Genomic DNA, 26668 nt, shown 5'->3' on the forward strand with positions numbered 1-26668 from the left:
TTCGTTGGATGGAAAAACAGTTCACAATCAGGTTATTACGATGTTAGTTCTATTGTAGACTTTTTCGCGGACATTGTAATTCAGGGAAAACCCCTATTTCACTTCTGGAAAATGCTGAACGTGGGTGTTGGATCACTCGGGGAACGCCATATATGAAAAAAACAGCCGGCAACATTAGCCCACTGTCTTGTTTGATGTTCGAATGTGTATTCTTGAATGTAAGTTCAAGAGAACTCTCCTGCAGATCAGAAAATGTACACGTTTCTACTTTTCTACATTGTAAATGTGCTCAGTAACGCCGGCCACACAGCGATATTCTCACGGCAAGTGGGACATGTGGTTTCACCTGCCAGATAAGGGAGGTGTGCAGCTAGTGTCTGTTCTCCGATTCTAGCTGTCCGATCTGCTAAAACTTGCGTCTCCTCATCTGTCCATGAAGAAGCGGGAATGATGGCTTGAGCTTCCTGATCAGGTTGAAAAACAGGATCTTGTTCATAAGCTTTCAGAGGCACAGCATAATTTTCATCGGGCCATATGTACACTTCATTTTCGCAAGCTGGGCACTCAGCTACATACTCATCCCCTTCCGTAAAGGTCATTAGCATATTCGCGACAGGATAGGATTCGCGGAATGCGGCATCGGCAATGAGAATGTATCGTTTCTCCATATCATCTGTAGATAGCTCAGCAGCATCGGTCAGTACTTGTTCTGTCAGCGATCTAAGCTGGTCGATCGCATTTATATATTCAATATACATCTGCGTGCAGACAGTACTGCCCACCACATCGGCCAGCTCAGTCCAGGATGGTGGATATGGCACTTGGTGCTGCTCATCACGGCTTGCTTCAATAATACCGCAGTGGATAAATAGTTCTTTGCGCACCGCTACATCGGATGTCGTACAAGCGTGATGTGCCAGAAATGGCATGACGGCGTAGGTGGTCGTATAGATTGAATTTTGATGAAACAGATACTCCTGAAACAGATCGTTAAAAACCTCTTGGTTGAACTCCTGCTCCAGTTGTTGCAACAAGCCGGGTACATGTTTTGCTGAGCCATACGGGCCAGATAGCCTTTCCCAAACTTCACTATTCCACGATAACATATGATTTCCTCCTGTTCTGGAGATGCATAAGATTGAAGATTTATAAATGGAAGATTCACTAGAGTGAATACTCATAAGTATTTAACTGTATGCTAGCATTATCGCAAAAAATTGACAATTTAAAATCGGATCGCTCGCAAACGTGGCCTTTATTGGGTATATGTGACTTATCTCACAGCGAATTGGGGGAGTTTCCCCGCAAAGATCAGGTAATCCCCCGATAACCTTTCGAACTCTTTCGCGATATGATGTAATCATAAGGAATCACCGAGGGGGACGAAAATGATGGGTACAGTATTTGTGGAAAGAATCACCCAAAAAGTAGAGCGTGCACAGACGGAGGCGGGCAAGATGACTCAGAGAACAGGTGGAATTCTGTCTTTTGTTACACCGGAGCAGTGGGATCTGATCGAAGAGAAAATGCAGCCTAAAAAAGTAAAGTCGGGATACAGCCTCTTTTTGGAAGGTGATGAAGCTGGATATCTGTACTACATTCGTTCGGGACGTGTGAAGTTGACCAAATCGACGGAAGATGGAAAAGAGATTATTCTGTCGATTCAGCAAAGTGGCGATCTGATCGGTGAATTTGGCGGTATTGGCGGATTGAATCACAGTTACAGTGCAGAGATGGCGGAAAAAGGGGAACTGGCTATCATCTCGCTGACGGATCTCGAAAGTGTGATTAGCAAAAATGGGGATCTTGCTCTGAAATTTCTGCAATGGATGGCACTTGCACAGCGGATTACACAGTCGAGATTCCGTGACCTGTTGCTCTACGGCAAAGCGGGTGCACTTGCTTCGACATTGATCCGTGCCAGCAATACGTATGGCAAGATTGTTCCAGATGGCATCGTGCTGGAGATGAAGCTGAATCATACTGAACTCGCTGAGATGATTGGGGCGACTCGTGAGAGTGTTACACGTATGCTCGGAGCGTGGAAAGAGCAGGGCACCCTCGATATGATGGACGGCAAATTAATGATCCGGGATATGGCTGCACTCCGCTGCATGTGTGGATGCCCTTCGTTCCCAAGCTGCCCGAAAGAACTGTGTCGTCTGTAGGGCAATTATAGTGGATTCAGATAGCAGAACAGCTAATTAGAGAGAACGCACGGGTGGGGAGACACGAGAGCGGAACTGAACGGAATGAATTGGGCAAAACAGAACTAACGAAACAAAATAGAATAAAACGGAAAAAGGATGAAGCGGCTTAGGCTGTTTCATCCTTTTTCCGTACTTTTCTGTACTTTTTGGTATGTGGCTTTTTCAATGTTATATGTCTCGATACCCCGCGGCTAACGATCACAGATGACCTTATCTTATGTATTTTAGCCCATTTAAAAGTCTAACGATCAGGAGAGACGTTATTTCTCAGAAAATGCTGGGAAATAAAGTTTTTTTGCGGTTATTTGGTGAAATAGCGTCACTGGTGATCGTTAGAATTCCAAACAGCTGAAAAACATCCAAATAAGGTCCGTGGTGATCGTTAGAATTTTGGTAGCTACTTCCGTACCTCGCTGGATCTTGCTAGTCCACCGACATTGGCAACACCAACACACCAAAACTAGCACATCGTACTATACACCAGCACTTCATCCTCATGCACCCGCCGCCCTCAGTGAACTAAAATACACCCGCCCGCACCGTGGTAGATTACAGCACATCATCCCCATACATCCCAACGCATCACACTTACATCATCGCGAAACCGAGCGCACCGCATTACATTACATCACACCGCACGTCATAGCATCGCAGGGGATTTCCGCAAGGCATGCACTCTCACTGGCTGCTGCCTCATGATGCCGCATATCCCACGCAACGCGGTAGCACACCTGAGATTTTACTCCAACTCCCGATCCAGCATGGAGTAGAGAGCCGAGTCATGATATGCCCCTTTATAGAACCAGTGCTCTCGCATTAAACCTTCACGCTGCATTCCGATCCGTTGCATGACGCGTTCAGATGCCGGATTTTCTGGACGGCATTTGGCATAAATCCGGTGGACGCCAAGTTCCTTGAAGCCAAAATGAAGTAATGCGCGGCAGGCTTCGGTCACATATCCATTCCCCTGATAGGCAGGGTGAAGGACATAGCCGATCTCAGCATTGGTCTGATCCACAAGGTGGAGTCCTGTGCCGCCGATGAGAAGGTCTTCTTTTTTCAAAACAATGGCAAGTTCATATCCTTCTCTCGGCTCGGCCAGCTGCATACGAATGACATCCTGTACATAAGCCCGGGTATCCTCTTCCGTGTTCGGGCCCCATGCAGTGTGTTCCGTGACTTCGGGCATCGAAGTATACGTATGGATGTGAGGCCAGTCATTTTCTACAATCTCACGAAGAAGTAACCTTTCCGTTTCAAGCTTCATATGTTACACTCCCATTCTTTTGATCCAATTCAGATTTCTGCTTCCTACTTGGGGTGGGCCACACCACCCTGCCTGAATGGATTCCGCATCGTCTTGTATCGTCTTGCATCCTATTGTATCGCACCATATACGCGCAAAAAAGCCCACGACGGAATTCATTCGTATGAATTCCTCGCAGGCTATTGGAAGTTTATTAAAATTTGTTTATATGACGGTATGTTGTTATGGCTGGTTGCAAGTCGTTGCAGGGTAGGTGTAGGCCAGCTTGCGGATGATCTCCTTTTGCCATCTTGTGTCACCCAGGTTAATCGCCAGGTTCAGAAGATCCAAATAATCGTCAAGCTGCAGGACAGCCTTTTGCAGAGTTGTGTTCATTCGATGTTCGTTCCCCTTTATCTATAAAGTCTTAAATACTGTGGAATCATTGGAATTGAAAATAAATAAGCTCAATAATGATAATCATTATCACATATATAATGTCATTATGCATCGAACGTAGTTAAATTGCAATGCCTAACCGCGCTATAACTCAACTTTTTTCAGTAAAAAGGCTCTTCCAAAGCACATATGGGATATAAACGCCCAAGTAGGCAGCCGGGATCAGGAACCAACCGTTTAACAAAAAGTGATGTATTTCCGTGGTGAATGTTGTCATATGAGCATTGGTGGCATACACATCACTGGCGATAACCGTTGCGGCACTATAGAAGCACAGGATGGCAAGCACATGGAATAGCCGAGTCGCCCATCTGAAGCGAAGAGCTATAAAGGTCATTGCAAGAGGCACAATGATGAGTAGTAACAAAAAGACAATTTTCATATCAGATTCTCCTTCAGAATTAGAGATATTCCAAACCTGACAACGGTACTCTTAATCGACTTGTAGTAATGGTCAGTATCACCGACCGAAAGCAACTTCAAACTTTTTTCAAAAATTTTACATAAATCGAGAGGAATTCATCATATGAAGCTTTAAATTAGAAAAGAGACAAGTTTAATGAAAGCAAAATGGAGGAGGAGAAAGGGTATATGAAAAAGGCGTTAAAGCAGCACTGGATCGGGGCATTCCTGGTCTTTATCATGATGGTAACAACGTTACTCGCTCCGGGGTATCAGTCTCCGGTTCAAGCCGCAGCACCACTTACCGTATCACAAGCCATTGCTGCTCAGAGCAGCGGAGGCACGGCAACCGTCGAAGGTTATGTTGTGGGACATGCGACCGGGTCACTGACGGCCAAGTTCACCTCCCCGTATGCCAATGATTTTAATGTGCTGATTGCAGATTCGGCATCCGAGCGCTCGAACGCCAAACTGCTGGATGTGCAGGTATCTTCTTCCTTTCGTGCTCAATACGGACTGACTTCGAACCCAGGTCTGGTAGGCAAAAAAATTATCGTGACGGGAACGCTTGGCGCCTATAACAGCTATGCCGGTGTCAAAAATCCAACGTCGATCACCCTCTCTACAGGTACCACAAATCCTGACCCAGAGCCAAATCCGAATCCGGGCACACCTCTTCCGGGCGGCAACGGCAAAAAAGTGTTGTTTGATAACACTCATGCTCAGACCGCGGGCGCGGCTGACTGGATTATCGATGGAGCATTTTCAGACTTTGCGATTGGTTTGCGAAACGCAGGCTTTACCGTGGATCAGCTGGAACGCAGCATCCCGTATACATTTGGTGAGCAAGCGTACACCTATAACAAATTGAAAGACTATGACGTGTTTGTCATCGGCGAAGCCAACGTGCCATTCAAGGCCACGGAGCAGGCTGCGCTCCTGCAATACGTGCAGAATGGCGGCAGTGTCTTCTTCATCTCCGATCACTATAATGCAGACCGGAACAAAAACCGCTGGGATTCATCCGAAGTGTTCAACGGCTACCGCCGTGGTGCTTTCCTGAATCCAGCCAAAGGTATGTCCTCCGCCGAAGCGGAATCCCCGGCGATGCAGGGTGTAATCAGCTCGGACTGGCTTGGAAGTAACTTTGGCGTTCGTTTCCGCTATAACGCGCTGGGTGATGTGAACGCCACGGATATCGTAGCACCATCACAAGCTTTTGGGATTACGACAGGTGTACAAGCTGTAGCGATGCATGCCGGATCAACGATTGCAATTATGGACCCGAACAAAGCCAAAGGTTTGGTTTATGTTCCAGCAGGCGTGTCCAAATGGAATAACGCCGTAGATCAAGGCGTATACAATAGCGGTGGACGAGCAGAAGGGGCGTACGCTGCGATTGCCAAAGTGGGCGCAGGGAAGGCCGCATTCATTGGTGATTCCTCTCCGGTTGAGGATGCAACACCGAAATATTTGCGTGAAGAAAATGGAGCAACCAAAAAGACGTATGACGGTTTCAAAGAAGTAGACGACGCCACTTTCCTCGTGAATACGGTGAAATGGCTGGCGGTTAAAGAGAGTTATACCAGCCTGTCCCAAGTGCCAGGTCTGACACTCGATACAGCAACAAGCCTGTTGCCAATGGAGACACCAGCGAACTCTACCGAGCCAAAGGCTGAGCCATGGGCTGCTCCGGCTGCAGGGTATAAATGGTATGATCCAACAACATTTAAAGCCGGTTCGTACGGCAAGGCTCAATAGGATTTTATCAGAGTCAGAAGTGGTTTAGACAATTTTCGCAAAAAGAAGCTGGGGTACGTCACCCGGCTTCTTCTTGTGTTTTACGTAACCTTTACATATATCTAACGTTGTTTGTTTATATAAGCGATCTAACCGCACGTAAACGGCAAAGGAGAGATTAAAGATGAACAGGGAATTAAGGATGTTGCTGTTCCTGTCAGGCATTATTGTCATTTTAGTTGCTTGCGGAAATGAAGCCAAGAATAATACAAATCTAAATGAGGCCGTGAATGAGCAAGCAATCGAGCAGCAGAAGAAAGAAGACAAAGAAGACAAAGAAGACAAAGGAAAAAATAAAATAGACCAAGAACAAAACAGTCCTGATTCACCGGTTCTTGCTGACTTTGAAAGAGGAGTATTCATTGATTTTGAGAAAGAAAGGGACCCACTGCTGAATGACCAGATCAAGAAAGTTTTGAAGAAATATCTGGTTGCACAGGCTCATTCAGATGAAAAAACATTCCGCAGTACGTTCAAAGATTCCGAAACCGCTGATGCCTATATGTGGAGCTATGATGGAGATTATAAGTTTACAGATATAAATCATATCTCGAAAGATGAAACGAAAAACCAAATACTCGTTACAGTCGAAGGCGAAATGATAAGAGAGAACAAGATAGAGCATGCGGCGGTAACCGTATATTTTGTAGCGGATCAAGTGGGGAAATGGAGTGTTATAGCCGTTGATTAAGTCTGCATAAATCTTGCCTCTTCAGGGGAAGGTAGGGGTACTAATCATGGAATTGGAGCCGGAGAGCAGATGATTCAGAAAGCAGTCAGGTTTGGAACCAGATGAGTACGGATTTAAGAAGAGGGAGGTGGCATAAGATGAATCAGCACCTAGGACAAGCGGACTGTGACAGTTCCCTGATGCGGCAAAAGTTGAAGGCAGACCTGCACCGTGTAGCCGAGCGAATGAATCTGACATTATCGCGTTTTGACCATGACAGTGTCTGCTTGCTGGGGCAGTTTGCGGAGATTCGTGCCGAGATCAAACACATTGAGGTGCTCGCTTCTTCTTTTTATCTGGACTGTTATCTGTCTCCATTCACCGAGAAGTTTGCAGAGCTGACGTCCAGCGTGCAACATCTGTCCGACCGCAGGTACGGCGCGCTGATTGTCATTGAAAGGGAGGTTCCGCTGGAGCCGCTGATTCATTCCGGTGTAGCGGTGGATGCCAAAGTAACCCATGCATTGCTCGAATCACTCTTTATTCCCGGTGCGCCTCTACATGATGGGGCAGTACTGATTCGTGGCAACCAGATTGTGTCTGCTGGCAATGTGCTGCCTTTATCCCAAGCCGAAGCGCATGAGCGAAAGCTGGGTACACGTCACCGGGCTGCGCTCGGATTAAGCGAGCTGACCGATGCGGTAGTACTGGTTGTCTCGGAAGAGACAGGACAGGCTTCTTTTGCGGTGGACGGGGCGTTGCATCCGATTAATGTGGTTGAAACGCTGACCTAGAGCATAGAGCAGCTTAGATTGAGGTGACCACGAACACAGCACATGAGACGAACGAGCACATGAGTTAACTAATCCGACCGCGCATCTGTTATCGAGTTATTGAAGAGGCTAACCAACCAGTCACAGGGGTGACAGGCGAGGCCTCTTTTTGCTATGGCGAGTTTCATTCCTTCAAAAATATCTCATCAGCCTTAACTGGCTTAGATACGACGGTGCTAGCTTAAAGCGAACATAGTGGTGTCCCTTTTGCACAAACTGGGTAGATATGGGTACAATAGAGGGTGGAGTGTTCATAGGAAGTCTGCGGTTTATCGCAAAAATGGTTTAGAGGAGACGGTTAGCACATGAGTTGGTTTGAAGCAATGAAGCAGCATGATTATGAGGAATTGGTTCTGTGCCAGGATCGAAATTCCGGCTTGAAGGCCATTATCGCCATACACGATACAACACTTGGACCTGCGCTTGGCGGTACACGGATGTGGACATACGCTTCAGAGGAAGCAGCTATTGAAGATGCACTGCGTCTTGCTCGGGGCATGACATATAAAAATGCAGTATCCGGCCTCAATCTGGGCGGGGGCAAAACGGTAATTATCGGAGATCCGCGCCGTGACAAAAATGAAGCGATGTTCCGCGCCTTTGGCCGCTACATTCAAGGGTTAAACGGCCGTTACATCACTGCCGAGGATGTGGGAACGACAGAAGAAGACATGAATCTGATCTATCAGGAGACCGATTATGTCACAGGGATCTCAGCTAGCTATGGCTCGTCCGGCAACCCTTCCCCAGCAACCGCTTGGGGGGTGTATCGCGGCATCAAGGCCGCTGTGAAGGAAGCATTTGGCACCGATCTGCTGGAAGGCAAAACAATCGCCGTTCAAGGTGTAGGCAACGTAGCGATGCATCTGTGCAAGTATCTGTACGAGGAAGGCGCACAGCTTATCGTAACGGATATTCATAAGGATTCTGTGAAGCTCGCTGTGGAACGTTTTGGCGCCAAGGCGGTTGATCCGGCGGACATTACCAGTGTCGAATGTGATATCTATGCGCCATGTGCACTTGGTGGCACGATTAATGATGATACACTCAAGGCACTAAAAGCCAAAGTTATTGCGGGTTGTGCGAACAATCAGCTACTGGAGCCACGCCATGGGGATGAGTTGTATCAGCGAGGCATCGTGTACGCACCGGATTACGTCATTAATGCAGGCGGGGTAATCAACATTGCCGATGAGCTGAACGGATATCATGCGGAGCGGGCTTGGGCGAAGATCGGCGAGATTTACACCACGCTGGAGAAAATTTTCGAAAGCTCCCGCACCGAAGGCATTGCTACCTATGTGGCGGCAGACCGTCTTGCCGAGCAGCGGATCGAGATGATGAAGAACACGCGCAGCAGCTTTTTGCAGAACGGTCATCACGCATTAAGTGCACGCAGACTGCGTAAATAAACACTACCAGCCTAGCTATGTAAGTTGAACTATTCTTTTACACGTTAACGAAGAGGACAGAAAAAACCTGGAAAAGCGAAGCATTCGCCTAAAAGCTTTCTGAAAGAAAGCTACATCGAAAGCATACGCTTATCACCGGATTTTCCCTTTTGGAGAAGGGAATTAAAAAAATCTGGGGATAACCGCTACTCTCCAGGTTATTCTGTCATCGGAGTGGACTGTGTAAAATCTTTAGTTCAACTTATATAGATGAACTAAAGGGACAATCCTGACGGTTTGGTCAAACGAACGTAGTAACCTCCGAAAAAACAAATTTTTGGAGGTTCTTCGTGCAGACCCCATTCAGTGTTGTCCCTTTTTTGGTGTGCTTGCTTGATTTCGTTTTAGCATAAGCTTAAGCGGAAGCTCTTATAAACCGAGGCTTAGACTTAAACACTTTTCGAGTAATCAGGTGATTCGATTCCACGGTTATTTGTGGCGTTTTTTTCAATATACCAGAGAAGAATCATACACACGGCATAGAGCAGGCTAATTCCCAGAATAATGATCCATACACTCTTCATATCCACACTTCGAATGAACAGGCCCGTCAGATAAGGGCTAAGGGTATAGCCCAGACAACCGACAAACAACAGCAAGCCGTTAAATCTCCCCTGATGGCTGTCGGGTACGCGGGATGCAATATACAGATTGATATTGGTCTGCACCAAAATCTCTCCAATCGTCCAGAGCACCGTAGATACCGCAACGATAGCAAATTGAGGCCAATCCCCGAGCAGGTATAGCGCACCAAATCCGATGCCATAGAAGAGAGCGCCTGCCGCGATGGAGTTTAGAGCCGTGAAGTTACGGGTCGCCGATAGCACCAGCGTGGTCAGAAGAATGACACTGATTGCATTAATGGTCATGACTGAGCCGTAGTACGCTGCTCCATGTTCACCGAACGTCTGGTTCATCTGCAAGGGTAGGCTGAACGAGTATTGCATGTAAATAAAATAGTTAAGAAAAGATACCACGATGAAAAAAACAACAAGTGGATTCTTCAGCAACATAGGGAACAATGGCGAAGGCAAAGACTCTGATCCTTGTTGCTGCCTGGATGGAGAGCGACCTTGTTTATGTTCTGGCTGTCCCGGCTGCAGGTGTTCTTGGTGTTGTTGCTTCCCATATGGTTGTTGTTCCCCCTGCGGTTGCTGTGTGTGATGTCCCCGTTCTCCAGTATTAGTCTGCATAGTTTGGTCGCTCGCACCAACATAAACTTTTTTCAAAATGATGAAGGTAGAGATCAGAAATACGGTACCGATACTCAGAAAGACGATATGCACGTAATCTTTGATAAAAAAACCGGCAATCAATGGCCCAAGCGCGATACCGAGGTTGGCTCCGAGATACATCAGGGAAAAGGCCGATTTCCGCTCCTTCTCCTCCGGGCATAACTGAATAATTAAGGCGTTATACGCCGGGCGTGTAATACTGATGAAGAACATGACCGCAATCAGAAGATAACCGATGGTCATCGTGCCTGACCAGAAGGAGCAGCTCATGATCATGAGGGCAGACAATACCTGCCCGGAGACAATGATTGTTTTTTTGCCAATCAGATCACTTAAATAACCGCCAAGCAGTACGCCAGGGCCGCTAATCAGAGCCGCCATGGATACAAAAATACCTGCGCTGACTACACTCATGCCCATCTGCAGCGTAAGCACCAAGGTGATCAGGGAGAAAATAAAATCTCCTGTGCTGTTAATGGTTCTTGCCAAGCAGAGATAATAGATGTCGCGGCTGAGTCCCGCGTATGTTTTGAATAAAGACAATCGTTTCATTCCTCCCCAAGAAAAACACAATCCCAGTAAAAATCCACGACGTTAAGGTCAATTTCTGCTACGTATTCACGATCTTATACGTTTTCGGGAACCGCCACCTCAATGACGAATCGATCATACATCTCCAGCAGCGTCTGACGTAATTCCTCAAACGAATCACCTTCCACAATAGCGAACCCTGAGCGGGTCATCGTGTCGTTTACAGCCCCAGCGTGCTGCCCCACTTCATAGGAGACGTTAAATTCAATAATACCTGAGACATCCTTATAATCGTCTCTCCCGGAGATGTGTTGGATCACTCCTGCGCGGGAAGGTAAGCAGATCATACCCGTGAATTTGTTATGGGTCTCCTGCCGCGTAAAGGTATATGTACCGAGTTCCAAGTCCGTCACTGCTTCAAAAAAGTCCACACCATGCGTGTTCTTGATGCAAGGCGGCATCACATGTGAACCCCCGATTCTGGCTCCAATCTCTCCGAAAACCACTTCGCCTTCCGGCGTGAGGAACAACTCCGCATGGGTCACCGATTGATTGATGCCAAGTGCGGCAATAACTTGTCTGTTGATGCCCTGGATACGCTGGATAAAATCCGCTTCTATTCCTTTGGGGAAGGTAATACTAGCTGGAGGTTTCTGCTGCGTTGCGATATCCAGACAGTTGTAGAGATATTGGGAAACAGAAGCAAACACCACTTCTCCCTTGCACACAATGGAGTCACAGTGGAACTCTGTCCCGTAAATGAATTCTTCCAGCAAATCTCGTTGCTGTTCTTGTCTTGTGTATTGAAGATAATGCAACAGTTCTTCCATGCTGGACAGTTTGAAAGTGTTGATGCTACCGTAACCGCTGAGCGGCTTCACAATGATGGGGAACCCATACATAGCGGAGAAATGAAGATAGTCCTGTTTCTGGAGTGCAATGGCCGTTCTGGACGTGCGGATTCCGCGCTGATGCAACATTTGTTTCATAATCCATTTGTTCCGAACCGCTTCGGCCTGATTGCGCTGCATGCCCGGAATGCCGAACTCGGAACGGAGTTGTCCGCCGATCTCAATGGCATTCTCACCCGGAGTTAACAGAGCAATGATGGAGTGAGATTGCAGGATTTGCTGGATATGTGCCCGGATGGCGTCCACAGATTCGAGATGATCAACGTATCTAATCTCATCAAAATAAGTTTCAAGTCGTTCGGGATGGCGTAATTGATGGCGTTCAATAATCAGAATCTTTCGGCAGTCTGTATATTTGGTCAAGGGTTTCACGAAGTTTAAACTAAAGGGAAGCCTGAAATCAGATATGTATACTATAGTTTTCATATGTCCTCCTGGATAAAATTTGAAATAATGAATGGTTTTCACAATATTATAGCTCATTATTTTCAGTTTTCAATACATTTTTTGTAAAAATTTATGCACAATTGTACATATTTTTGATGCGTTGAAGTGTTAATTGACAGCAGGAATTTTTTGGTATAGTATCGTACCGAATTGGAAGGTAAATGGGAGGTAATGGAGATAAATGGATATAAACAAAGAGAAATATGCCATACTGGGCACCTTGGGTGACGAGGAAGGATTCCTGACTTGCAGCATGCATATTGCAAAAAAAATGGATAATTCTGATATGMTTAAGCCATACCCCGAATTCGAAGCGGCTGCAGAAGACCTGAAATCCGGCGCGATTTCCTGTCTGCTGGTGCCTGGAGCGTATCCCAAGCTGAACAGCTTCATTATGGATTCAGATCTGGTCGTGTCCGAAAGTTTTGTAGAGAAGATCCCTGCACTGGTGCTGTCCGGCTTCCACGCCGCTTGTCCAGAGCAGATTGATACGATTTTTCATCATCCGGCAACTACATACTTGTTATCTGAACTGAATATTGCCTATAGAGAGAACCACACGGTATCTTCCAACCCGGAGGCTTGCAGGCAGGTTATGTTGAATACAGAGACCTCCATTGCACTCACGAACCAGCTCTGTGCAGATCATTACGGACTGGTAACGTATAAAGTGCTGCGTGAAGGCATTCAAATGCCATGGGTATGTTTTACGAAAAAACCACAGAGGGTGAATGCACTCGTATGAAGAGAATTGCAATAATACTGGATAAAAATCTGGAGCAAGGAGCCGCAGCCAATGTGGCAGCACTGCTTATGGGACAAGCTGCTCTGAACGAACCGGAGTTATATGCGGATCAGCCTGTACGGGATCAGAGCGGCATTCAGCATGCTGGCATCCGCTATAGCACCGTTATTCTGAAGGCAGGTGAGAATCAACTGATCAATCTGGCTAAATCCTGTGCCGAGAATCAGGACGGATTGAAACATCTTGTTTTTACACAGACAGGACAGTCCCTGAATAACGCTTTTGAGCAATATGCAAGTGAAATTGCATCGATGACATTGGAGGCGACCAAAGTCGTAGGTGTCATTGTATGGGGAGAAGACGAGTCCGTTCGGACGACGACCAAGAAGTTCAGCGTGATGAAATAGTGTAATGAAATAAGGTAGGTTTGGGGATACGCTTTAGAATGAGTAAGCTAGGATAAAGCATTCAGGTTGTTGCGCTTGGCTGGAACGGAACAGAGCAGAGCGGAGAATAGCGCAGGACAGAACGACTTGTCCGTGCGGGGTACGAACATAAGGGTTACGAACATAACAAGAAGGGCAGAAGCGATCCTATGGATGGCCTCTGCCCTTGCTTTGTATAGGGGCATTTTTTAGATGAATGCTCTGTATCTGGTGATGCAGATGGGGTTGGGATAGATGAGTAGCGGCATGGAAAGGTAAAGATAGAAGTATAGGTAAAATATAGACTGGTAAAGACAAAGACAAAGGAAAAGATAAAGATGCAGGTGCAGGTGCAGGTGCGTGCAGGCACAGATAAAGATAAAGGTGCTGGTACAGGTATAGGTTAGATACAGGTTATGTGCCGCTCACGGCTGTAACCTTTTTCTCCGTGAAGTAGTACAGCAGCGCGAGCAGCGGCATCACTAGACCAATCAGCGTCGTGAGACTCCAGCCGCCATGGGCATATGACCAGCTGCCAAGTGAAGAACCGATGGCACCACCGATGAAAAAGATCGACATAAACAAGCCGTTCACACGTCCTCTTGCCTCGTTGCCAAGGGAGTAGATGACGCGTTGACCCAGCACCAGATTACCGGAAACAGCCATATCCAGCGTAATGGCGACCACGACCAGTAGGATCAAGGCCGGTGTGGAATGGCTCTGGAATAGATAGGCCAGAGCAAAGGAGGCTGCGGCAATGACCATAGCGGCTCCGGTGAGTACTCGGGTAAAACCGCGGTCTGCCCATCTTCCGGCAATCGGAGCGGCAATGGCGCCGCCTACCCCAGCAAGAGCATACCAAGCAATTCCTTGTTGCGACAGGCCAAAGTCGTTTGCCAGCCGGAGAGGCACCGTCGTCCAGAACAGGCTGAATGCGCCGAACAAGCTGGCCTGATAGAATGCGCGCCGCCGCAACATAGGCAGAGTGCGAAGCAGTGTACCGAGAGAGATAATCAATTGTCCATAAGTCAGGTTTGGATCAGGCCGACGGGCTGGAAGTGCCCGCGACAGTAGCAACATGAGCAACGCGATCACCACGGCCGAGAATGCAAAGACCGCTTGCCAGCCGAACACGCTGGTAATAAAGCTGGCGACAGGGCGTGCGAGCATAATGCCGAGAAGCAGACCGCTCATCACATTGCCGACCACCTGCCCGCGTTGCTCTTCGGAAGTCAGGTAGGTAGCATATGGCACCAGAATTTGAGCAACGACAGAACCGATGCCGATGAGCAGTGAAGCCGTCAGAAAGAGGAAAGCACTGGTGGAGAAGGTGGCGGTGCTCAGCGCTATTACAAGTACAATGAGAAATAGAACCATTAAACGGCGATTTTCAATGATGTCGCTGAGCGGCACGATGAACAGCAGACCAATGACATATCCAATCTGTGTCAGTGTTACGATTAATCCGGCTGCGGCAGACGAGAGACCTGTAGTGTTGCTGATTGGCCCTAGAACGGTCTGAGCATAATACAGGTTAGCTACGATCAGACCGCAGGAAGCAGCGAGCAGGAAAATAATCCAGGCAGGGACGGTAGTCTGAGTCTGGTTGGTACTTTGTTTCTGTTTGGTATCCATAAGATCAACCTCCAATAATAGTTTATGATGGTCATTTAATTGCCATTTTCACTGAGAATGATGTGCAAATTAATTAATGTACGTTCCGTTTACTAATTACACCTAAATAATATACGATACGTTTAGTATTGTAAATAGGCAGTTACAGAACATAGTAATTTTACATAGATAGGGCGGAAATATAATGACATTGCTGTGAGCTTAAAAATGTATATTGACGCTGCATTTTAGTATAATGAACGTATCGTATTTTTTATTGGGGATAACAGCGAGTGGAAGGTTATTCTGTCATTGAAGTGGTTGTGCAAATACTGTAGTTAAGCTTATATAGATGATTACAATGGAGGGGTCTGCAATGACTGCAAAAAGAGGACGTCCCCGCAACATGGAAACCCAGAATGCCATTCTTGCCGCGGCGTATGAACTGTTGCTGGAGGATGGGTTCGCGGCGGTGACGATTGAAAAGATTGCCGAACGTGCACAGGTAAGCAAAGCCACCATCTACAAATGGTGGCCAAGCAAAGGTGCTGTTATGCTAGATGGGTACATGTCGGCTTTAACGGCCAGATTACCTGTGCCGGATACGGGGTCTGTCTATGAGGATGTGCGTGCTCATGCAGGGAACCTGGTTCAATTTTTGACAAGTGCCGAAGGGAAAGTCATTACACAGATCATCGGAGAAGGACAGTCTGATCCCGTCCTTGCGGAAGAATACCGCAGCAGATATATTCAGCCTCGCCGGCGTGAAGCATGGGGCATTCTGGAGAAAGGCGTGGAACGTGGCGAGTTGAAGCAGGGACTGGACATTGGGCTGTATATCGACATGATCTATGGGCCTGTGTTCTACCGGATGCTGGTCACGGGTGAGCCGATGGATGATACGTTTGTGGAATTGTTGCTCAGTACCGTATTTAAAGGCATCGGGTCTGAGGCATAGCAAGAAGTGATAGCTAACATGGGATCAATGAAGGTAGAGAAGAAGAGGAAAAGAAAGAGAAAGAGGGCAATTCGGAGAAAGACCGAATTACCCGGGGATACGGTTACTACGTGGCCAAACGAAGTCTTACACCTGGAAGATCGGGGAGATGGCAGTGGGCCATGTGTCCGTCGCTTTGGGGATGAAGGAATTTTCGTGCTCGTTTAAAACGGGGGGATCATTCCACACTGAACTTGGCAGTTCACGTCGTAATACAGGAGCCACTTCTGTAGCAAAACGTTCCACTTGCTCCAACTGCTCGCTATGCGTGAGTCCGTCAACGCTTATACTGAGCACCTGGTGCCCGTAAGCGGCATGATAATCCAGAATCTTGGCGATCACCTGCTCCGGACTGCCGATCAGAACCGGGCCTCGGGCGATGTTATCCTCCAGATCCGTAAAAGGAGACTGGTTATGCYGTGCCGCCGCGGTAGCATGAAATGCTTCGTAGTAAGGCTTGTAGCGGCGAATGGCTTCTTCGCCTGTGCTCGCAAGATAGAGGCTGCCAGCACCAGAACCAATTACAGCTTGTTGTGCATCATGACCATAATAAGTGAGGCGCTCGCGGTAATGGTCGATCAAAGCTTTGTATTTGGCCTGAGGGTGGAAAGAATTCGAGGTAAACAGCGGCTCACCGTATTTGGCAGCCAGTTCTGTAGATAACGTGCTGGACGCACTGCCATGCCAGAGCGGAATGGACTTTTGAAGGGGTCTCGGCCAAGTTGTCACTCCATCAAGTGGAGGGCGGTATGTCCCTTCCCAGGTGACATTTTCTTCCGACCACAGCCGCTTTAGCAAATGATATCGTTCATCCAGAGAGTCCCATTGCTGCTCCTCACGAATGCCAAACAGCGGATAATGACGCGGGTCATTCCCTTTGCCAATAATCAGCTCCAGCCGCCCTCCTGATAACTGATCCAGCGTAGCGTAATCCTCGGCAACCCGAACCGGATCAAGGATGCTGAGAACCGTAACCGTGGTCAGCAGACGAATCAGTGAGGTAGCCGCAGCAATCGCTGTTAACACAACCGGCGGCGATGAAGACAGAAAAGGTGCTCCGTGTCGCTCACCGATGCCGTAGGCGTCGAATCCCAGTCGCTCAGCGAGCTGTGCTTGTTGCAGGATGTTATGGAATTTCTGCTGAGTCGTCAAAACTTCCCCTGTGACGGCATTAGGTAGATTCATCATGAGGCTAAACAAGGCAAATTTCATTGAATGTACTCCCTTGCTTGTATAAAAGTGTCTGTCCGTGTTGTATAATCCTATGGAAATAGTAGGATATTGAAGTTGGAATAAATGTATCACGTTCCCGTCCATTCTTCTAATGGATTTTTTCTATAAGCAATTCGGGGCGAAGACAAGCTGGAGATGTAGAAGTTCTTGTGCTTGCATAAAAATGTAAATTTATTGCCACGATTGTTATTGACCACTGTAAAATTTAGGATTAAAATTGGTCTAATCATATAAATTCAAATTTCTGGATTTTAATTGTGGAGGTGGGATACATGGAACCTGCAACTACGATACGCTCAACGATTGAGGATTACATCAGGAAACAGGGATATACCCTTCAATATTTTGCAGATATATCGGGAGTGAACGCTGGAACGCTTAGCGCCATTATTAAGGGAACACGCCCCATCGCCATGGCGCAGCTTGATCTGATTACCCAGGGCATGAATCTGGAGGAAGGCTACTTCTACGAGACGTACGGTGCGGAGTGCTTCGTGGAATCGGCTCCTCACTGGCGAAGGCTTGAGCCGTTCCTGCAACGCTGTGCAGAATTGGACAAGCTGGACTGCATCCAACGGGTGATCCAACAAGTAACGGACGATCGCTCCTATATCTCCGAACTATTCGAGATGGCCGAAGGTATGCTGGAGCGCGGTCAGCAACAAGCTGCCCGCATGTTATATGAATGCGTAGCCGAGTGCGAGAAATACCAGCATTCCGAGCGCCTGGCCCTCTGCCAGTATCGCATTTTTACCCTCTCGCTAGGCCAAAATCAACATGATAATCTCCGGGCCGCCGTGCACTTCGAGCCGTATATTAATCGTTTGGATGAAGAGAGGCAGCTGGATGCGATTAAGGACTTGGCGAATACGTATGCTTCACTTCGATATTGGGAAAAGGTATTTAATTTGGCTGAAGAATTAGATCAGAAAACAAAAATCTTGCAGTCATATACAAAGAAAAAAATAGACAAAAGTGATAGAATTACCGCCTATCCTTTGTTTGTATATAGAGCTTATTCCAATTTGCTTAAATCATCGGCATGTGAGAAGCAGGGGCAGTATGAAGAGGCTTTAGTCTATACAGAGCTCTATGCCAAACTTTCTAAAGTCTCTGGAATGGATGAAGAAGATCAATTGTTTATTGATAAATTTGCCGGATGGGCGGAAGCCAATACTTATTTATATAAATTAATGATGGGTGACCACACTGTTTTACCTGCTTATATTGAATTTATTGAAAAGAATGAAGAGGAAATTTTACCTGCAATCATTAATATTTTAGAGGCAGCTAATAAATTTGATCGAAATATTGATGATATTTTGTATAAGTTCAGCGATAGAATTAATTCGGAAATAAACTGTTTAAAAGGATACACAGAACAGATGAAAAATGAAGTTTATGCTGCATTTTTGTTAGAACGTTCTCTCTATCACTTAAATCGTTATGAATATCAAGAGGGTTTAAAGCAACTTATACACTGTCTGAGAGAGTCTGTACGATTTAACAATCAAACAGATATCATTCACTGCATTTCCTTGTATGAGAAGTACAAAAACATGAGCACCACTGAAATCGAGCATCAGTACAAAATTATCATGATGGAGGTTCAGAAAGCTTATGAGAAAAAAGAAAATATACTCTATAATCTTGCTTAGTATTATGATTATTAATGTAATTCAATTAGCTAATTTTAATAGCAATGAAATTATACAAATGATGGGTAGTTCTCATGGTATTGGGAAAATATAACGGTGGGGATATTTTAAAGAGTCAATGAGGTTTACTTTCAAGTATTGAGAGTAACCTTTTTTTTGTATTTTCATAGATTGACCAATGTAAAATACAGGATTAAAATAACATTTATTATATTTTATTGAATTATAAGCGATTTAAGTGATGGAGGTGTGAAGGAATTGGTACCCACAATAAGAGTACATATTGAGAAATATATGAGAGAACAAAACCTCAAGTTGCAGCATTTTTCCGATATTACAGGAGTTAATGTTGGGACATTAAGTGCTATTATTAAGGGTAGCAGACCAATGTCTATAAACCAACTGAATCAGATCACTTCTGCAATGGGATTAAAAAAGGGTTATTTCTATGAAACTTACGGAGTAGAATCCTTCATTGAATCATCGCCTCACTGGAGACGTTTGGAACCATACCTATACGAGTGTGCTGAACTAGGTAAATTGGATTGTATACAACAAGTTATTACTCATGTGACGGATGATCGATCTTATATAGAAGAGTTATTTGATGTAGCTGAGAGCTTTTTTGCTAGAGGATTAAAAGAAGCAGCTCTTATTCTGTATGAATGTGTTGCAGACTGTGAGAAATATCAACACTCGGAGCGGTTGGCCCTTTGTCAGTACCGTATTTTCCTGCTTCATAAAACACTGAGCAAATTTGATAATCTTAAAGCGGCAATAAAGTTTGAGCCATATATTGAAAAATTAAATGAGGAAGTACAATTAGATGCTATCAAGGATGTAGCAAATCTTTATGCAACTATACATGTGTGGGATAGAGTATTAGATTTGGCTGAAAAATTGGAACAAAGAGTCGAGTTTCAACTGCACTTTCGCTCCGGCAAGAGGAAAACCAAACCAAGAGTCTCATTTTACCCAATATTTAGTTACAGAGCTTATGCATATTTGTTAAAGGCAACTGTATCCGAAAGACATAAACAATACAGGCAGGCTTTGAAGTACACGGATGTTTATGAGGATATTATGGATGGAATTGAAAACCCGACGGAGGAAGAGCAAGAATTGATAGAGCGATTCAAGGGCTGGGCTGAGGGCAATCGATATTTATATACATTATTGTTGGGCGATTTCAATATTTTAGATGACTATTTAGGCTACCTGAATGCCAATCCAAAAGAAATCTTAACAGCATTCGTATATATTGTGAAGGCTGCTAACCAGTGCTCATACGATATTGACAGGGCATTAGATAAATTTAAGACTCATATAAATAACATAAAAGTAGAACATTATATAAAAGGGACATACAACGAGGAGACATTGAATCTTAGATATATACGCTTATTTTACGAACTAGCAAAATACAGATTAAGTCAAAACCAAATCCAGCAGGGGATCGAACATTTAATTACTAGTTTCGAACGATCTGTCTCAAGCAATGATGACATGATGTGTATCAAATGCATTGATTTGTACGGAAAATACAGACATTTCGCTAGTAAGACCCAGGAAGAGCAGTATACAAAACTCATAGATAAGTTAAGTGTACCAACTTTTCAATAGTAAATTATCTGGGGAGGACGATGAAGACAATGTCCAATATACGTTCCTATATTGAAGATTACTTGAAGAATGAGGGATATAAGCTACAGCAATTTTCAGGAATTGCTGACATTAATGTGGGGACATTAAGTGCGATCATCAAAGGAACCAGACTTATTTCAATGAATCAACTAGACCAAATCACATCAGCAATGGGTTTGGAACAGGGGTACTTTTATGAAATGTATGGAGTTGAATGTTTTATTGAATCTGCGCCCCATTGGAGGCGATTAGAACCGTTTTTATATCGTTGTGCTGAACTTGGTAAGCTAGATATTATACAACAAGTCATTACTCATGTGACAGATGATCAATCCTATATTGATGAGTTATTTGATGTGGCAGAGATTCTCTTTAATAAAAGCATGAATGAAGCGGCACTCATTTTATATGAATGTGTGGCCGACAGCGAAAAGTATCAACATTCGGAGCGGTTGGCCCTTTGCCAGTACCGCATTTTCTTGCTTCATAAAACACTGAGTAAATTTGATAATCTCAATGCTGCAGTAAAGTTCGAACCGTATATTGATAAATTAAGTGAAGAAGTGCAATTGGATGCAATTAAAGACTTGGCTAACGTGTATATGACGATACATTTGTGGGACAAGGTCGATTTATGGGCACGGGAACTGGAACGGAAAGCAGAATTCCAATTAAAAATTCAATCTCGTAGGCGAAAAAATAAAAGAAGGCTAACAGCCTATCCTCTTTTTACATATGTAGCCTATGCAAACTTATTAATATCAAGCGTTTATGATGCCCGTAAGGAATATGAAAATGTCCTAAAGTATACAGAAAAATACTTGGAAATGGTTGAGGTTGGGAATCCTACACAAGAGGATCAACAAATAATAGATTTGTTCCGAGGATGGGGGGAAGGGAATCAATATGCCTCCCAATTGATGCTTGGTCAAGAAAATGTAATCGATTCTTATTTGAATTATATCGAAAACAACCCGTCAGAAATATTAGCTGGATTCGTTAATATTTTGCAAGCAGCTAATCAGTATTCTTTTAACATTGACTTTGCTTTAGATAGATTTAAAGACCAGATCAAATTGTTTAATACAGACATGCACTTTAAAGGTGGTTATAACGATCAAATGTTAAACCACGGGTATCAAGATTTTTACTATGAATTGGGATATTATCAAATAAAAAAACGTAATTACTTACTTGGAATTGATGCCTTACTCATGTGTTTAGATCTCTCTTCTTCTAGTAAAGATGATCTGATGTGCGTTAAATGTTTAGATTTGTACGGGGAGTATCGGAGCGAAGCCAATGAAACACAGATCCAAAAGTACAAAAATATAGTAGAAAAGTTAAGTTTGCCGACTTTTTGATACAGTAAAATGTATTGATTTATACGGAACTCATAGACATCAAGCCAGTTTGTCTCAGCAAGAGACGTATTTACAATTATTTAAAACGATAAATATTAAATAAAACAAACAGCCTATCTGCTTTTGAGGTAGGCTGTTTTGTGTTTTGAAAAAGGACTAGGCGGAGCACAGTGTTTTCTAAAGAATTCTTTTTACAATATTATGCAAAACGTAATATGTTCTTAAAAGAACTTTTCATCATGATCGAAACTAAATAGCTTACTCACATTAAATGTTTTTCTAGAATGTCCTAGAGGGGTACAAGCCATGAGAGAACGGAGTATCTTAAAAGACCAAATCGAGCAAGGTCGGCAAGAGCTGAGTCGCTTGGTAGATCAATATGGAATTCCGAATGTGAAAGTGCTTGAGCAGTCGATGGCGTTGGATGAGCTAATTAATGAGTATAATCGATTTACTTTAGGAATGAATATGAGTATTAAAAAGTAAAATACAATACACATATTGATTTTAAGACAATTCCGAAAGATGTTAAATCATTGGTAAAGGAACAACTAAAGTTTCCTCACTTTAACGATATATTAAAGCTATTTATTTAGGTGAATCCTTCCCGTTATCCTTTTCTTTCTGAAAAACTTTTATTATAAAAAACCAAACTTTGGTTAGTTTTGTATTGTTTACAATAATGAATCTTTAGTAATTTTGTGAAAGATGATATTCAAGTAAGCCTTATAGTCTAAAGTTAATTTTTGGAGGTGCTAGTAATGGATAAAAAACCTAAGTATTACTACCTTTATATCGGTGTAGTTATCGGTATTGTGTACGTAATGATTAAATCAACTCAATAAAATAACTTTATTTTTAAAATTTAGAAGGATATTACTTAAATGAATAGAATAGTATTTATTGAGTCGATCATACATAATAAAAAAAATATGATTACCTCAATAAAACGAAAGGAGCCTGATCATTCATCTCTCTCTGATTAATTAATAATTAAGTTTATTATTCCTGAATGGAGTGGTTTAATTTGAAAAAAAAGTTATCATTACTACTATTTAGCTCGTTACTCATGTTACCATCTGCTGCATTTGCTACTGAGTCAACGGTAAATAACGAGATAATCGATGGGGGTTATGAGTCAACTGTGAATGACGAGATAATTGAAGGAGTTAACGTGAAAGGCTTCGCAGCTGAACCTATCTCATCGGTATCAGCTTTAGCTGCAGCAGATACTCCTCATTATTTTGGAGAGACTAAAGTTTATGCAATAGGGGGAGCCTCTGCTTTCTCGGATGCATATACAAATAGCAGTAAAGAAAAACAATTGAGGATTGATCGTATTTATGCGAAAGCTAAATTATATGTATCAGGAGATCTTTATTCTTCAGCCGTAGACGATCAGAAAGATGCCTCTCATGCAGGTATTTACACAGCATATGGCGTAAGGGTGATAGGAAATCAAGAATCTATAGGTGAACATAAATTTGAGAATACAGGCTACAAAATCGTTATTTTTGAAACTGAGGATACCTAAGTCTAAATAAGAGGGGTTGCTGAAGTTGAAGAAAGTTGTGTCTGGAGCATTGATTGCTCTAATGTTATCTGCATCTTCTTTCGCATTCGCAGATACTGATATTAACCAAGCTATAGACATCAATAGCTTAGGATATGGTCAGTCAACAGAAAATGCAGTTTTTGATACGGAAAAAATTCCTTACAAGGAATTCTCACCATCAATTACGGGAGATTTAGAATCTATATCTGCATTGGCAAGTACTGCTCCACACTGGACAGCTCATTCGGAGGTCAGTACTTTAGGTATTGGCAGTAGCACTTCTGAATCATGGACGGACAACAGTAAAAGCAAAAGGAAAAATATAGATCACCTTGGTGCTAGATCAGTTGTGTATCTAAATCAAGGTTATGTGGGTACGGATAGTGATCATAAGTACAATGACAGTCAGGCAAGATCACATATCGATTCTAATAGCGGTATTTTCGGTGATGTCGAAGTTTACGGTTACCATGCGTTTGATCATACAGGGTATACGAGTTGGTTCCCAGATACTTATGGTGATTGATCTAGCAAATGTATAATTGAGCACCTCGGCCCCGGCCGAGATGCTCTTCTTTATATTGAAAAGGAAGTGTGAAATGAAAAAAATTACTGTATGGGTAGTCCTATGCTTACTTCTTCTTCTGATGGCATGTTCTAGACAGACTGAAATAAAAGATTTAGAGCCAGTAGCGACACAAGAATCAAGTGACGACACATCGCTTTTCAAAGAGAAAATACCGAGTACAGCGAATAGAGATAGTTTACCTTTTGCAAGTGGATCTAACGGCATATCATTAGGTTTATATAATCCTAATGGAAATATTGAAACAGAATTCCACTTTCAAGTTGAAGAAGGAGAAAGTGTGAAGAAATTTATTTCTTTAGGAAATATGATTAAAAAGGATAGACTTTACAAGCTTATTTTGCTGGTTGATTACCAACAAGTGCCTTTTAGTGTAGATGATGGGGAACCTTTGTTAGAGTTTGATGTACAAATGAAAGCTGGTCAAACAATTGAAATTCCTGTTGAGGTCCCCCCTTTATCAAAAGGTTTGCATGATATTTTATTTGTTATTGCTAAATATCCTGATGATAAATCACTAGATGAAGAGTTTAGAAAAAAAACTGACCTTAATCACTTACTATTCCAACGGTTTAGTGTGAGTGTTGGAGATAACGACACACCTAACAAGATCCAGTTTGATAACACAGGTGAATTAGAAGATAAAAATTTAGGAGGTGTCTTCTTATCAAAAAACAATGATTATCAAAGGTGGTTGACCGAGAATGTTGGATTAAATGAGAGACTTCAATATTTTGTTCATATAGGCAATTCAGTTCGTGAAAAAGATCAGACCTATGCTCTTGTCATTCTGTCAGATTGGAAACAAATAAATATCACGCAAGATAAAAATGTATTATTTTATAAGCTACAAGAAGATAATGCTTTTAGTTTAAAAACAGAAGTTACAGCTCCAGATCAGGAAGGTGTCTATGATCTCACAGCCCTTTTAATCAGTAACCCTTTTCAAAAATTAGATATGTATAATAGGGACACTGAAGCATCTATACGAGTAGGAGTCAATGTAAAGTAGTAATATACTCTTTCAATTTTTTTCATTTTCTGTTGTAACACTCAACACGTCAGTTAATATCGATTAGAAAAAAATTGGTTTTGCTGAAGAATTATTAAAAACTTTAGACGATTATCGTTATAATTACTTCCCAGTTCAATAACTGCATATTTAGGTACTTTGAAGAGCAAATCCACCGCATGTTATCAACTAGCGGTGGGTTTTACGTTTGAACGTCTGTCATATTGAAGTTTAGATTTAAACATTCGCTTCTTCAACGAATTTAAAGTGAAAAATAATACAAGACACATACCTAATTTCACACCGATATCTGAGAGGCGTTGAATGTTACCGGCGGCAAAAACGCTGTATCCATTGGTAACGGATGAAGTAAAACCGTCCCCAAAGAACATATAATATGATCCAAAAACAACCATGTGAGATACGGTGTAAAGAATAGAGAATACAAAAGGCATCAAAGAAATATAGATATTTTTGCTGAAAATAAACAAAATGAGTGTTTGAACTGTTAGGATCAGACCACCGATAAACATGAAGCTGCTGCGCTCTGAAAAATCATACGCACCGCTAAAAAATAAATTCTCAAAAAGCGTAAATGAATCGGCGCCCCCAAACCTATTTTTCAAAAGACCTAGATATGCCTGCAAATATCCTAACCCAAATAAAATGGGAACCGACAATAGACACCAACGATCTGTGTTTTTGCGAGTCAGCAGTAAAGCACTGCTCATGGCACATAGAGTAATGAAGACTACAGGGAAAAGTTCGATCACTCGGTTATGAACATCGTAGTAATGAAGAATTATTCCTGTGAACAGGGAGCTTAAATATAAGAGAAAGCTTATCGTTATAAACTGTAGGATCAGTTTGCTTGATAGACCATAGGTCTCTTGAGTCAATTTCGTTCTTATGGTGATCGGATCGCCAAAAGAGGCTATGGCTTTGGTGGCTGCTTGTTCGGCTGTGCTTCCCTCATTCATATAATGCTCCTTGGAGGAATGTAAATGTGCAGCCATTTCTTCTGCCAAATCAGTGCGCTCTCGTTTAGATAAAAATGATTTCTTAAACACTTGGTCTAAATAGGATTGAATGTCCATTCGCCGTTCCTCCTAAGAAAATATTAATGATATGTGTATTTTGTTCCCATGAGGTTTTGATCGCTTCAAGTCGAAGTTGGCCTTCCTCTGTTATCCTGTAATATTTCCGTCTAGGCCCACCTTCTTGTTCACCCCAGTAGCCTTCAATGTAAGTATTGGCTTCGAGCCTCTTTAATGCAGGATACAGCGTACCTTCCTTGAGCAGAAATGCCCCATCGGTTACTTGATTAATGTGTTGAGATATTTCGTAACCGTAAGCATCTCTTTGACTCAAAATAGACAGCACAATACCATCGATATATCCTTTGATCATTTCATTTTTCAACTGATACACCACCTACTATGTATTTCTATGTAGTTAAATTAACATATATTTTAAAATATTCCAAGAAGATAGAGAAATCTTTGGGCTCTATATTGTATGAATCCATCTTTTTGATAGAAGTTGACTATATCTAAAAACATTTCTGATAGAAATACTATAAAATATTTAGAAAAATATTATATAATTGGAATATATTTATTTGCGTTAACTTTCAATAC

At 43.3% G+C, this 26668-nt stretch carries 25 protein-coding genes; 15 read left to right on the top strand and 10 right to left on the bottom strand.

Annotated features, from left to right (window positions below):
• Nucleotides 1-272: 272 nt before the first annotated feature.
• The gene (locus tag AB4Z30_RS12465; protein WP_441926727.1) at nt 273-1106 is read right to left on the bottom strand and encodes a hypothetical protein; all 834 of its coding nucleotides are present in this window, start codon (nt 1104-1106) and stop codon (nt 273-275) included.
• A gap of 282 nt (nt 1107-1388) precedes the next feature.
• On the opposite strand from AB4Z30_RS12465, the gene AB4Z30_RS12470 reads away from it, so the two are divergent.
• Nucleotides 1389-2168 carry a Crp/Fnr family transcriptional regulator gene (locus AB4Z30_RS12470; RefSeq protein ID WP_441926729.1) on the top strand — a complete coding sequence of 260 codons (780 nt, stop codon included), beginning with the start codon at nt 1389-1391 and terminating at the stop codon, nt 2166-2168.
• A 781-nt stretch (nt 2169-2949) separates the two neighbouring features.
• Here the strand turns inward: AB4Z30_RS12470 and AB4Z30_RS12475 are convergent.
• From AB4Z30_RS12475 to AB4Z30_RS12485, 3 genes are all read right to left on the bottom strand, one after another.
• The gene (locus AB4Z30_RS12475) at nt 2950-3477 is read right to left on the bottom strand and encodes a GNAT family N-acetyltransferase (protein WP_441926732.1); all 528 of its coding nucleotides are present in this window, start codon (nt 3475-3477) and stop codon (nt 2950-2952) included.
• Nucleotides 3478-3699: 222 nt separating this feature from the next.
• Entirely contained in the window at nt 3700-3852 is a 153-nt protein-coding gene (locus AB4Z30_RS12480) for a hypothetical protein (protein WP_167375706.1), read from the bottom strand.
• Between the two features lie 154 nt (nt 3853-4006).
• Complete coding sequence (locus AB4Z30_RS12485) at nt 4007-4297, bottom strand: hypothetical protein (protein ID WP_441926734.1); 291 nt, start codon at nt 4295-4297, stop codon at nt 4007-4009.
• Between the two features lie 260 nt (nt 4298-4557).
• Between AB4Z30_RS12485 and AB4Z30_RS12490 the strand changes: the two genes are divergently transcribed.
• The 4 genes from AB4Z30_RS12490 (at nt 4558) to AB4Z30_RS12505 (ending at nt 9032) form a co-directional block, all read left to right on the top strand.
• Nucleotides 4558-6078, top strand: coding sequence for a DUF6359 domain-containing protein (locus AB4Z30_RS12490; protein WP_441927126.1), 1521 nt, complete (start codon nt 4558-4560; stop codon nt 6076-6078).
• A gap of 163 nt (nt 6079-6241) precedes the next feature.
• Nucleotides 6242-6808: a hypothetical protein gene (locus AB4Z30_RS12495; RefSeq protein WP_441926736.1), complete on the top strand. Its 567-nt coding sequence runs from the start codon at nt 6242-6244 to the stop codon at nt 6806-6808.
• A gap of 137 nt (nt 6809-6945) precedes the next feature.
• Nucleotides 6946-7581 (top strand): sporulation-specific diadenylate cyclase CdaS, encoded by a 636-nt coding sequence (gene cdaS / locus AB4Z30_RS12500; RefSeq protein ID WP_441926738.1) that lies wholly within the window; start codon nt 6946-6948, stop codon nt 7579-7581.
• A gap of 344 nt (nt 7582-7925) precedes the next feature.
• A complete protein-coding gene (locus AB4Z30_RS12505; RefSeq protein ID WP_441926740.1) occupies nt 7926-9032 on the top strand; it encodes a Glu/Leu/Phe/Val family dehydrogenase in 1107 nt (368 codons plus the stop codon).
• Between the two features lie 428 nt (nt 9033-9460).
• Here AB4Z30_RS12505 and AB4Z30_RS12510 read toward each other — a convergent pair whose 3' ends face one another.
• Together AB4Z30_RS12510 and AB4Z30_RS12515 are read right to left on the bottom strand one after the other, a co-directional pair.
• Nucleotides 9461-10849 (bottom strand): MFS transporter, encoded by a 1389-nt coding sequence (locus tag AB4Z30_RS12510; protein WP_441926742.1) that lies wholly within the window; start codon nt 10847-10849, stop codon nt 9461-9463.
• An 83-nt stretch (nt 10850-10932) separates the two neighbouring features.
• A complete protein-coding gene (locus AB4Z30_RS12515; protein ID WP_441926744.1) occupies nt 10933-12174 on the bottom strand; it encodes an ATP-grasp domain-containing protein in 1242 nt (413 codons plus the stop codon).
• A gap of 202 nt (nt 12175-12376) precedes the next feature.
• On the opposite strand from AB4Z30_RS12515, the gene AB4Z30_RS12520 reads away from it, so the two are divergent.
• Together AB4Z30_RS12520 and AB4Z30_RS12525 are read left to right on the top strand one after the other, a co-directional pair.
• Complete coding sequence (locus tag AB4Z30_RS12520) at nt 12377-12940, top strand: hypothetical protein (RefSeq protein WP_441926746.1); 564 nt, start codon at nt 12377-12379, stop codon at nt 12938-12940.
• Nucleotides 12937-13347 (top strand): DUF2000 family protein, encoded by a 411-nt coding sequence (locus AB4Z30_RS12525; RefSeq protein WP_441926748.1) that lies wholly within the window; start codon nt 12937-12939, stop codon nt 13345-13347. Before AB4Z30_RS12520 ends, AB4Z30_RS12525 begins: the two co-directional genes overlap by 4 nt.
• A gap of 432 nt (nt 13348-13779) precedes the next feature.
• On the opposite strand, the gene AB4Z30_RS12530 is transcribed toward AB4Z30_RS12525, so the two are convergent.
• Nucleotides 13780-15000 (bottom strand): MFS transporter, encoded by a 1221-nt coding sequence (locus tag AB4Z30_RS12530; RefSeq protein ID WP_441926750.1) that lies wholly within the window; start codon nt 14998-15000, stop codon nt 13780-13782.
• A gap of 355 nt (nt 15001-15355) precedes the next feature.
• On the opposite strand from AB4Z30_RS12530, the gene AB4Z30_RS12535 reads away from it, so the two are divergent.
• Nucleotides 15356-15937, top strand: a complete 582-nt coding sequence (locus AB4Z30_RS12535; RefSeq protein ID WP_441926752.1) for a TetR/AcrR family transcriptional regulator — start codon at nt 15356-15358, stop codon at nt 15935-15937.
• A gap of 126 nt (nt 15938-16063) precedes the next feature.
• Here AB4Z30_RS12535 and AB4Z30_RS12540 read toward each other — a convergent pair whose 3' ends face one another.
• Nucleotides 16064-17188 carry an LLM class flavin-dependent oxidoreductase gene (locus tag AB4Z30_RS12540; RefSeq protein ID WP_441926754.1) on the bottom strand — a complete coding sequence of 375 codons (1125 nt, stop codon included), beginning with the start codon at nt 17186-17188 and terminating at the stop codon, nt 16064-16066.
• 383 nt (nt 17189-17571) lie between these two features.
• Between AB4Z30_RS12540 and AB4Z30_RS12545 the strand changes: the two genes are divergently transcribed.
• The 7 genes from AB4Z30_RS12545 (at nt 17572) to AB4Z30_RS12575 (ending at nt 25028) form a co-directional block, all read left to right on the top strand.
• A complete protein-coding gene (locus AB4Z30_RS12545) occupies nt 17572-18867 on the top strand; it encodes a transcriptional regulator (RefSeq protein WP_441926756.1) in 1296 nt (431 codons plus the stop codon).
• Between the two features lie 249 nt (nt 18868-19116).
• Nucleotides 19117-20490 carry a helix-turn-helix domain-containing protein gene (locus AB4Z30_RS12550; protein ID WP_441926758.1) on the top strand — a complete coding sequence of 458 codons (1374 nt, stop codon included), beginning with the start codon at nt 19117-19119 and terminating at the stop codon, nt 20488-20490.
• Nucleotides 20491-20519: 29 nt separating this feature from the next.
• On the top strand, nt 20520-21875 hold the full coding sequence (locus tag AB4Z30_RS12555) for a transcriptional regulator (RefSeq protein ID WP_441926760.1): 1356 nt from the start codon (nt 20520-20522) through the stop codon (nt 21873-21875).
• A gap of 306 nt (nt 21876-22181) precedes the next feature.
• A complete protein-coding gene (locus tag AB4Z30_RS12560) occupies nt 22182-22361 on the top strand; it encodes an aspartyl-phosphate phosphatase Spo0E family protein (RefSeq protein WP_441926762.1) in 180 nt (59 codons plus the stop codon).
• A 541-nt stretch (nt 22362-22902) separates the two neighbouring features.
• Entirely contained in the window at nt 22903-23409 is a 507-nt protein-coding gene (locus AB4Z30_RS12565; protein WP_441926764.1) for a hypothetical protein, read from the top strand.
• 25 nt (nt 23410-23434) lie between these two features.
• Nucleotides 23435-23956, top strand: a complete 522-nt coding sequence (locus AB4Z30_RS12570) for a hypothetical protein (protein WP_441926766.1) — start codon at nt 23435-23437, stop codon at nt 23954-23956.
• Nucleotides 23957-24029: 73 nt separating this feature from the next.
• Nucleotides 24030-25028 carry a hypothetical protein gene (locus tag AB4Z30_RS12575; RefSeq protein ID WP_441926768.1) on the top strand — a complete coding sequence of 333 codons (999 nt, stop codon included), beginning with the start codon at nt 24030-24032 and terminating at the stop codon, nt 25026-25028.
• A gap of 185 nt (nt 25029-25213) precedes the next feature.
• Here the strand turns inward: AB4Z30_RS12575 and AB4Z30_RS12580 are convergent, their stop codons facing one another.
• Both AB4Z30_RS12580 and AB4Z30_RS12585 read right to left on the bottom strand, forming a co-directional pair.
• Nucleotides 25214-26125: a permease prefix domain 1-containing protein gene (locus AB4Z30_RS12580; RefSeq protein ID WP_441926770.1), complete on the bottom strand. Its 912-nt coding sequence runs from the start codon at nt 26123-26125 to the stop codon at nt 25214-25216.
• Complete coding sequence (locus AB4Z30_RS12585) at nt 26091-26459, bottom strand: PadR family transcriptional regulator (RefSeq protein ID WP_441927129.1); 369 nt, start codon at nt 26457-26459, stop codon at nt 26091-26093. The genes AB4Z30_RS12580 and AB4Z30_RS12585 overlap by 35 nt, the downstream gene beginning before the upstream one ends.
• Between the last annotated feature and the right edge of the window lie 209 nt (nt 26460-26668).

The organism is Paenibacillus sp. 2TAF8 (assembly GCF_052114825.1).
Lineage (GTDB): Bacteria > Bacillota > Bacilli > Paenibacillales > Paenibacillaceae > Paenibacillus.